General features: G+C 74.2%; 7 protein-coding genes. 3 read left to right on the top strand and 4 right to left on the bottom strand.

Translation table 11 applies throughout. The features are described 5' to 3' along the window. Positions 1 to 122 precede the first annotated feature (122 nt). Positions 123 to 560, bottom strand: a complete 438-nt coding sequence (locus GQS09_RS15210) for a carboxymuconolactone decarboxylase family protein (protein WP_165986605.1) — start codon at positions 558 to 560, stop codon at positions 123 to 125. Positions 561 to 628: 68 nt separating this feature from the next. Further along, positions 629 to 1,543, bottom strand: a complete 915-nt coding sequence (gene sigJ, locus GQS09_RS15205; protein ID WP_165986604.1) for an RNA polymerase sigma factor SigJ — start codon at positions 1,541 to 1,543, stop codon at positions 629 to 631. 314 nt (positions 1,544 to 1,857) lie between these two features. Between sigJ and GQS09_RS15200 the strand changes: the two genes are divergently transcribed. Next, on the top strand, positions 1,858 to 3,294 hold the full coding sequence (locus GQS09_RS15200) for an RtcB family protein (protein ID WP_165986603.1): 1,437 nt from the start codon (positions 1,858 to 1,860) through the stop codon (positions 3,292 to 3,294). Between the two features lie 36 nt (positions 3,295 to 3,330). Here GQS09_RS15200 and GQS09_RS15195 read toward each other — a convergent pair whose 3' ends face one another. Together GQS09_RS15195 and GQS09_RS15190 are read right to left on the bottom strand one after the other, a co-directional pair. Then, positions 3,331 to 3,774 (bottom strand): archease, encoded by a 444-nt coding sequence (locus tag GQS09_RS15195; protein ID WP_243761438.1) that lies wholly within the window; start codon positions 3,772 to 3,774, stop codon positions 3,331 to 3,333. A 41-nt stretch (positions 3,775 to 3,815) separates the two neighbouring features. Next, positions 3,816 to 4,859, bottom strand: a complete 1,044-nt coding sequence (locus tag GQS09_RS15190) for a LacI family DNA-binding transcriptional regulator (protein ID WP_165986601.1) — start codon at positions 4,857 to 4,859, stop codon at positions 3,816 to 3,818. A gap of 207 nt (positions 4,860 to 5,066) precedes the next feature. Between GQS09_RS15190 and GQS09_RS15185 the strand changes: the two genes are divergently transcribed. Next, on the top strand, positions 5,067 to 6,635 hold the full coding sequence (locus GQS09_RS15185) for an alpha-N-arabinofuranosidase (RefSeq protein ID WP_165986600.1): 1,569 nt from the start codon (positions 5,067 to 5,069) through the stop codon (positions 6,633 to 6,635). Positions 6,636 to 6,800: 165 nt separating this feature from the next. Then, positions 6,801 to 8,159, top strand: coding sequence for an ABC transporter substrate-binding protein (locus tag GQS09_RS15180; RefSeq protein ID WP_165986599.1), 1,359 nt, complete (start codon positions 6,801 to 6,803; stop codon positions 8,157 to 8,159). Positions 8,160 to 8,165 lie beyond the last annotated feature (6 nt).

The raw sequence follows: 8,165 nt of genomic DNA, 5'->3' as shown, positions 1-8,165 counted from the left end.
CGCTGCGGCACCGCCGGGCCGGCACCGCGGGCTGAGACGGGGGACGGCACGGGCCCGCTCCCGCCTCCCGGCCCCACGAGCCGGGAGGCCGGGAGCGGACCGGCCGCGCCGGGCGGCCCCGGTCAGGGGCGCGGCGGCCTCATGCGCAGCGGCACGCTGTACAGGTTCAGTGCGTTGATCAGCGACACCTGGGCGATCAGGTGGCCGCGTTCGGCCTCGTCGGGGAAGTGACGGCAGAGCGCGTCCCACAGCCCGTCGTCCACCGGGCGGCGCCGGGTGACCGCCTCGGTGTAGGCCAGGGCCGCCCGCTCCCGCTCGTCGAACAGCTCCGATTCCTCCCAGACCGGGAGCTGGTGCAGCCGGTCCTGCCGCTCGCCCTGCCGGAGCGCCTGAGTGCTGTGCATGTCCACGCAGAACACGCACCCGTTGAGCTGTGACGCGCGCAGCTTGACCAGCTCGCGCACGGTCGCCTCCAGCGGTCCGCGGCGGATCGCCGCGTCGATCTGGAGGAATCCCCTGTGAAGCTCGGGCGCGGTCTCGCTGAGCAGCATGCGGGCCATGGTGTCCTCTCCTTCCGGTCGTACCCCGGTCGTGTCCCGGTCGTCGCACGGCCGTTCCCGGCCGTGCGTCAGGGAGACGGGACACCGGGCCGGGATGTGACAGGGGAGAGGCGGGCGAGTTTGGAGGGGGCGAGCACCCGGCGGTAGGCGGTGATCAGCCCGTGCCCGACGGCCACCGTGTCCAGCGAGAAGACCCGGCCCTGCCGCAGGAACAGCAGCGCCGCCTCGCCGCCGGCCTCGACGCGCTCGATCCGCGGCGGCGGCAGCCGGCGGGCCACCCGCAGCATCACCATGGCCACCCGCTCGCCGCCGAGAATCGGCTTGCGGGCCGCGGCGACCTCGCCGCCGCCGTCGGTGAGATAGACGGCGTCCGGGTGCAGCAGCCGGACCAGCGCCGCCAGATCACCCGCCAGATACGCGGCCCGGAACGCGGCCAGCACCCGCTCCCGCTCCGCCCGGGACGCCCGCGGTGCCGACTCCCGTGCCCCGGCCACCCGCCGCCGGGCCCGTGAGGCGTGCTGGCGGGCCGCCGGCACCGAACCGCCCAGCACCCCGGCGATCCGGGCGTACTCCACGCCGAAGACGTCGTGCAGCACGAACGCCACCCTCTCCGGCGGGCTCAGCTCCTCCATCACCAGCAGCATCGCGGTGGAGACGGACTCGTCCACCAGCACCGCCTCGGCCGCGTCCGGCCCGGTGAGCAGCGGCTCGGGCAGCCACGGCCCCACATAGGTCTCGCGCCGGGCGCGGGCCGAGCGCAGGATGTCATAGGCGCGGCGGGCGGCGACCGTGACCAGCCAGGCCCGCAGCCCGGTGACCCGCTCCAGATCTGCCCCGGCCGCCCGCAGCCACACGTCCTGCGTCACGTCCTCGGCGTCGGCCACACTGCCCAGCAGCCGGTACGCCACCCCGAACACCGCCGGCCGGTGCCTCTCCCACTCCGCCGCCAGCCGCCCGGAGCCCCGCTCGGCCCCCTCCTCCATGCCGCCGCCCCCCTTGACCCTCGCACCGCGTGCCCGGCCACGGACCACGGTACGCAGCGGGCCGGCCGCCGCACCGGGCGGGGCACACCGCACCCTCGCCCCCCCGTCGGACCGAGGCGGCGGCGCCCTGGCTCGCGGCTTGTCACCCACCGCGTTGTCCCCGTGTCCCGGCGTCCCGGGAGCGGCCGGCCGGCCGACGCGGCTGCCGTGGGGACCTGCCGGGCCGCGGCCGTGTGGCGGGCGCGGGGACGGGGACCCGGCCAGGGCGGAACGGGCCAGGAGCCGTGCCGGAGCGATCCCGGAGGGAGGCTGTGATGAGGGCGGTGAAGGCGGAGCCGGGGCAGGTCACGGAGGAGAGCCGCTACCGGTTCCGGATCGAGCGGCGCGATCCGATGCGGGTGCCGGGGGTGGTGTTCGCCTCCCGGGAGCTGCTGCGGGACGCCGAGCGGTCGCTGGAGCAGGTGGTCAATGTGGCCACGCTGCCCGGCATCGCGGTCGCCTCCTACGCCATGCCGGACATCCACTGGGGCTACGGCTTCCCGATCGGCGGGGTGGCGGCCACGGACGTGGACGCGGGCGGGGTGGTCTCGCCCGGCGGGGTCGGCTTCGACATCTCCTGCGGGGTGCGGCTGCTGGCCGCCGACTGCGACCGGCGCGCGCTGGAGCCGGAGCTGGGCGCGGTCATGGACGGGCTGGGGGAGGCGATCCCGAGGGGCGCCGGGCCCGGCGGCGTGTGGCACGTGCGCGGCCAGGAGGAGCTGGAACGGATCATGGCGGGCGGCTCCCGCTACGCGGTGGAGCAGGGCCACGGCGAGGAGCGCGATCTGCGGCGCTGCGAGGACGGCGGTGCGGTCGCCGGCGCCGACCCGGAGCAGGTGAGCGGGCGGGCGCGGGAGCGCGGCCTCGGCCAGGTCGGCAGCCTGGGATCGGGGAACCACTTCCTGGAGGTGCAGCAGGTCGCCGAGGTCTACGACGAGGCGGTGGCGGCGGCCTTCGGGCTGGCCGGGAACCAGGTGTGCGTGATGATCCACTGCGGTTCGCGCGGGCTGGGCCACCAGATCTGCTCCGACCACGTACGGGCCATGGACCGGGCCATGGCCCGGTACGGCATCACCGTGCCGGACCGGCAGCTGGCCTGTGCGCCGGTGGATTCCCCCGAGGGCCGTACCTATCTGGGCGCGATGGCGGCGGCGGCCAACTACGGGCGGGCCAACCGCCAGCTGCTGGCCGAGGCGGCCCGCCGGATCTTCCGCCGGGAGTCGGGCGCCCGGCTCGGCCTGGTCTACGACGTCTCGCACAACCTGGCCAAGATCGAGGAGCATGCGGTGGACGGTGAGCGGCGGCGGCTGTGCGTGCACCGCAAGGGTGCCACCCGGGCGTTTCCGCCGGGGCACCCGGAGCTGCCGGAGGAGCTGCGCGAGGCCGGCCAGCCGGTGCTGATTCCCGGCACCATGGGCACCTCCTCCTATGTGCTCACCGGGGTGCCGGGCGGGGACGCCTTCCACTCCACCTGCCACGGCGCCGGCCGGGTGATGAGCCGCCACCAGGCCGCGCGCACCATCGGCGGCCGGGAGCTGCGGTCGCGGATGGAGTCGGACGGCATCGCGGTGCGCTCGAAGTCCTGGCGCGGCCTGGCCGAGGAGACACCGGAGGCGTACAAGGACGTCACGGCGGTGGTGGAGGCCGGCGAGGGCGCCGGCCTGTGCCGCCGGGTGGCCCGGCTGATCCCGCTGGGCGTGGTCAAGGGCTGACTGCCCGGGACCCGGACGGGTCAGCCGTCCGGCCGGTCAGACGTCCACGGTGGCGGCGCAGGTCCAGCCGGAGGGGGCCGGGGCCAGGTGCAGCTCGTTCCAGGACACGGCCTTGGGGACGGCCCCGGTGATCTGGACGGAGTGCAGGCCGGTCACCGACAGCCGGACGTCCAGCCCGCCGTTCACGCTCTCCGCCTCGACGTCCAGCGGCACCTCGCCGTGCACCTCCAGCCGGAACAGCACCTCGTCCAGCAGCGCGGCCAGCAGTTCGTCGTCGCTGTGCCCGGTCAGCCGCACCTGCCGTACGGCGTCCGGCCGGGCCCCGGAGAGGTCGGCGAAGCAGTCCACCATGCCGAGCACCGCCTCGGCCAGGCACTCCTCCCGGGAGGCACCCCACGCCTCGATCCGCATGTCCGCGGTGTGCGGCACCGCCCGGTGCCCGGCCGCCGTGCCGCCGCCCCGCGCCGGGCTCCTGTCCATGTCGCGCTCCATGGGCCGCCGGGTACCCACGGGCCGGCGCCTCAGGCCGGGCGGCGGCCGGTGGTGGACTCGCGGGGCAGGAGGTCGTGGTCCGCGACGACCTCCTGGGCGCCGGGCGCGGCGCCTCCCCTGGCTGCCGGGCGGGGTCCGTTGACCTCGGCTTCCAGCAGTTCCACGGCGACCCGGGCGATCTGTGCCTTGTCCGGCCGGACGGTGGTCAGGGTGGGGGTGCTGTAGCGGCCGTCCTCGATGTCGTCGAAGCCGGCGATGGCGATGTCCTCCGGCACCCGCAGCCCGGCCAGCAGGGCGGTGCGCAGGGCGCCGAGCGCCAGCAGGTCGTTGCAGCAGAACACCGCCTGCGGGCGGACCGGCCCGGCCAGCAGGCGGCGCATGGCCTCGGCGCCGTCGGCGCGGTGGTAGGAGCCGGTGGGGACGATCAGCCGCTCGTCCGTCTCCAGCCCGGCGGCGGCCAGGGCCTCCCGGTAGCCGGCCACCCGCAGATGGGCGGTGTTGGCGGCCGGGTTGTGCCGCTGGTCGCCGATGACGGCGATCCGGGTGTGCCCGAGCGAGACGAGGTGGGCGGTCATCTCGCGGGCGGCGCGCTGGTTGTCGATGGCGACGTGGTGGGTGGGCCCGGCGAGTACGCGCTCGCCGAGCAGCACCAGCGGGGTGCGGTCGGTGCGGGCGCCCAGCTCCTCGGGGCCGATGGTGATCGGGCTGAAGATCAGCCCGTCCACCAGGTGGTCGCGGATGCCCTGGAGAACCTGGTGCTCGCGCTCGGGCAGGCCGTCGGTCTGGTCGATCAGCACGGTCCAGCCGCGCCGGGCGGCGGCGTCGATCACCGAGCGGGCCAGTTCGGCGAAGTAGGGGGCGTCCAGCTCGGGCAGGGCCAGGCCGATCACGCCGGTGCGGCCCCGGCGCAGGTTGCGCGCCGAGAGGTTGGGGCGGTAGTCCAGCTCGGCCAGGGCCCGCTCCACCTTCTCCCGGGTCTGCGGGGCCACATAGGTGTAGCCGTTGACCACGTTCGAGACGGTCTTCACGGACACGCCGGCCAGCGCCGCGACATCCTTCAGGCTCGCACCCACCGTTGACCTCCCCTTCCGCGCCCGCCGGCGCCACCGGTCCACATTCGCACACCGGGCGGCCGGTCCGGACGGCCCGTCCGGGCAATCGCGCCCGGGCTATTTACAACGCTGTTTCAACGATGTAATCGTAACGGACAGCCCCCTGACCGGTGCTGCCGCCGCACGGCGGGAGCACCGGGTCCTCCACAGAGCAAAAAGGTTTCGGCAATGCGCAACGCCCGGCTCACCCTCGATCCCGGCTTCCGGATCGGCCCCCTCGACCGCCGTCTGTTCGGCTCGTTCGTCGAGCACATGGGCAGGTCGGTCTACACCGGGATCTACGAACCCGGCCACCCGCGCGCCGACGCGGACGGCTTCCGCACCGATGTGCTGGAGCTGGTCCGGGAACTGGGCGTGACCCTGGTCCGCTACCCCGGCGGCAACTTCGTCTCCAACTACCGCTGGGAGGACGGCGTCGGCCCGCGCGAGCAGCGCCCGTCCCGCCTGGACTACGCCTGGCGCAGCCTGGAGTCCAACGCCTTCGGCCTCAACGAGTTCATGACCTGGGCACGGCGCGCCGGGGTGGAGCCGATGATGGCGGTCAACCTCGGCACCCGGGGCACCGCGGAGGCGCTGGAGCTGCTGGAGTACGCCAACTATCCGGCCGGCACCGCCCTGTCCGAGCTGCGCCGCGCGCACGGGGCGGACCAGCCGCACGCCGTGNTGCGCCGCGCGCACGGGGCGGACCAGCCGCACGCCGTGCGGCTGTGGTGCCTGGGCAACGAGATGGACGGCCCCTGGCAGATGGGCCACAAGACCGCCGACGAGTACGGCCGGCTGGCCGCCGAGACCGCCCGCGCCATGAAACGCTTCGACCCGGCCCTGTCCCTGGTGGCCTGCGGCAGCTCCAATCCGACCATCGAGACCTTCGCCTCCTGGGAGGCGACGGTGCTGGAGCACACCTACGAGTTCGTGGACTACATCTCGCTGCACGCCTACTTCGACCCCGAGAACCCGGCGGGCGACCCGGATTCGTACCTGGCCTCGGCGGCCGAGATGGACCGGATGATCGACGCCGTCACCGCCACCGCCGACCACATCGGCGCCCGGCTGCGCAGCCGCCGCCGGATCCGGCTCTCCTTCGACGAGTGGAACGTCTGGCGGCAGAACCGGTTCCCCGGGGAGGCCGCCCTGGAGTGGGCCGAGGCACCCCGCCTGATCGAGGACGTCTACACCGCCGCCGACGCCGTGGTGGCCGGCAGCCTGCTGATCACCCTGCTCCGCCACGCCGACCGGGTCGGCGTGGCCTGCCTGGCCCAGCTCGCCAATGTGATCGCCCCGATCATGACCGAGCCCGGCGGCCCGGCCTGGCGGCAGACGATTTTCCATCCCTTCGCCCGCACCGCCCGGCACGCCCGCGGCACCGTGCTGCGCGTCGAACCGGAGGCCCCGGCCCTGGACACCGCCCGGCACGGCGAGGTCCCGGCGCTGTGCGCCACCGCCACCCTCGACGAGGAGACCGGGGAACTGGTGCTGTTCGCGGCCAGCCTGGACCGCACCGGCCCGATGCGGCTGACCGCCGGGCTGCGCGCCTTCCCCGGCTGCCGGGTGACCGAGCACCTGGTACTGGCCGAGGACGAGCCGTTCGACCGGGCCGGCGCGGTCAACACCGCCGACCGCCCGGACCGGGTCCGCCCCCGCCCGGTGGCCGGCACCAAGACCGACGGCGGCGAGCTGACCGTGGAACTGCCGCCGGTCTCCTGGTCGATGATCCGGCTGGCCACCGGCACCCCCTGAGACCCGCACCCCGGAACCGGTCCCCCCGGCCCCGTGGCACACCCCGCCCGTCCCGTCACCTCCCCGAGACCAGTCCGCTCCCGATCCGTGGCTTTCGCGGTATTCGCGCACTCCGGACCGGGGCCTACTCTCCACCCGCACCTCCCGCACGAAGGGGCAGACATCATGACCTCCCGCATCTCCGGCACGGCCGCCCCGGTCAGACGCCGTTCACTGCTGGGCCTGGCCGCCGGACTGACCGGCACCGGCCTGCTCACCGCCGCCTGCGGGGGCGGCACCAAGGTCGGCGCCGACGACTCCGGCACCCCCGCCCCCACCTTCACCGGCGGCGAGTACGACGGCCCTCAGGTCACCCTCGAATACTGGAACGGCTTCACCGGCGGTGACGGCCCCCACATGCGGGCCATGCTGGACGCCTTCAACAAGGAGTACGAGGGCCGCATCACGGTCAGGAACACCACCCGGCAGTGGGCCGACCTCTACCCGGCCATGCCCACCGCCATCACCGCGGGCAAGGGCCCGGACGTGGCCGTCCTCCACAACGACGCCGTGGCCACCTTCGCCGCCCGCTCCACCCTCATACCGCTGGACGACGTGGTCGGCCAGCTCGGCATGCAGGAATCCGACTTCATCCCCGCCGTCTGGCAGGCCGGCATCTACGACGGCAAGCGCTACAGCGTGCCGCTGGACGTGCACTGCCTGGCCAACTACTGGAACGCCAGGCACCTCACCAGGGCCGGACTGGACGCCGCCCCGGCCGACCGGGCCGGCTTCGAGGCCACCCTGGCCGAACTGACCGACGCCGGCATCGACAAGCCGTTCTGGATGCCCAGCAAGTGGCCCGCCCACCTGATGTTCATGACCCTGCTGTGGCAGTTCGGCGGCGAGCTGTACAGCGCGGACGGCACCGCCGCCGAATGGGGCTCGGACGCCGGGGTCCAGGCGCTGAGCTGGATGCGGGAGCAGGTCACCGCCGGCCACAGCCCCGGCCAGGTGGCGCAGGACGCCCAGTACACCGCCTTCAAGAACGGCGAGGTCAGCTTCACCTGGGACGGCATCTGGCAGATCAACGACCTCACCGAGAACACCGAGAACCTGGACTGGCGGATGGCCGGCGTCCCGGCCATCGGCTCCACCCCGGCGGTGTGGACCGCCTCGCACAACTTCGTGCTCACCTCCCAGGCCGGCAGGGACGAGAACAAGGTGCAGGCCGCCAAGTTCTTCATCGACTACATGAGCCGGCAGTCCACCCAGTGGGCCGGGGCCGGCATGATCCCGGCCCGCAACTCGGTCCGGGAGGACGACACCGTGACCGGGCTGCCGCAGATCGCGCTCGCCGCCGACCCGGCCGTCTTCCGCTTCCTGCCCGCCATCCCCGGCATCGGCGACGTGCAGGTCGCCGCCATGGAGCTGGCCGTGCAGCAGGCCGTGCTGGGCAAGGCGTCCCCGGCCGAGGCGCTGGCCGATGGCGTGAAGACCGCCAACAAGATGCTGGCCGAGAACGCCGCCAAGTACGCGAAGTGAGGCATC

It is taken from the genome of Streptomyces sp. YIM 98790, from assembly GCF_011421595.1.
Taxonomy (GTDB): Bacteria; Actinomycetota; Actinomycetes; order Streptomycetales; family Streptomycetaceae; genus Streptomyces.
This window is presented reverse-complemented; position numbering and strand designations above follow the sequence as displayed.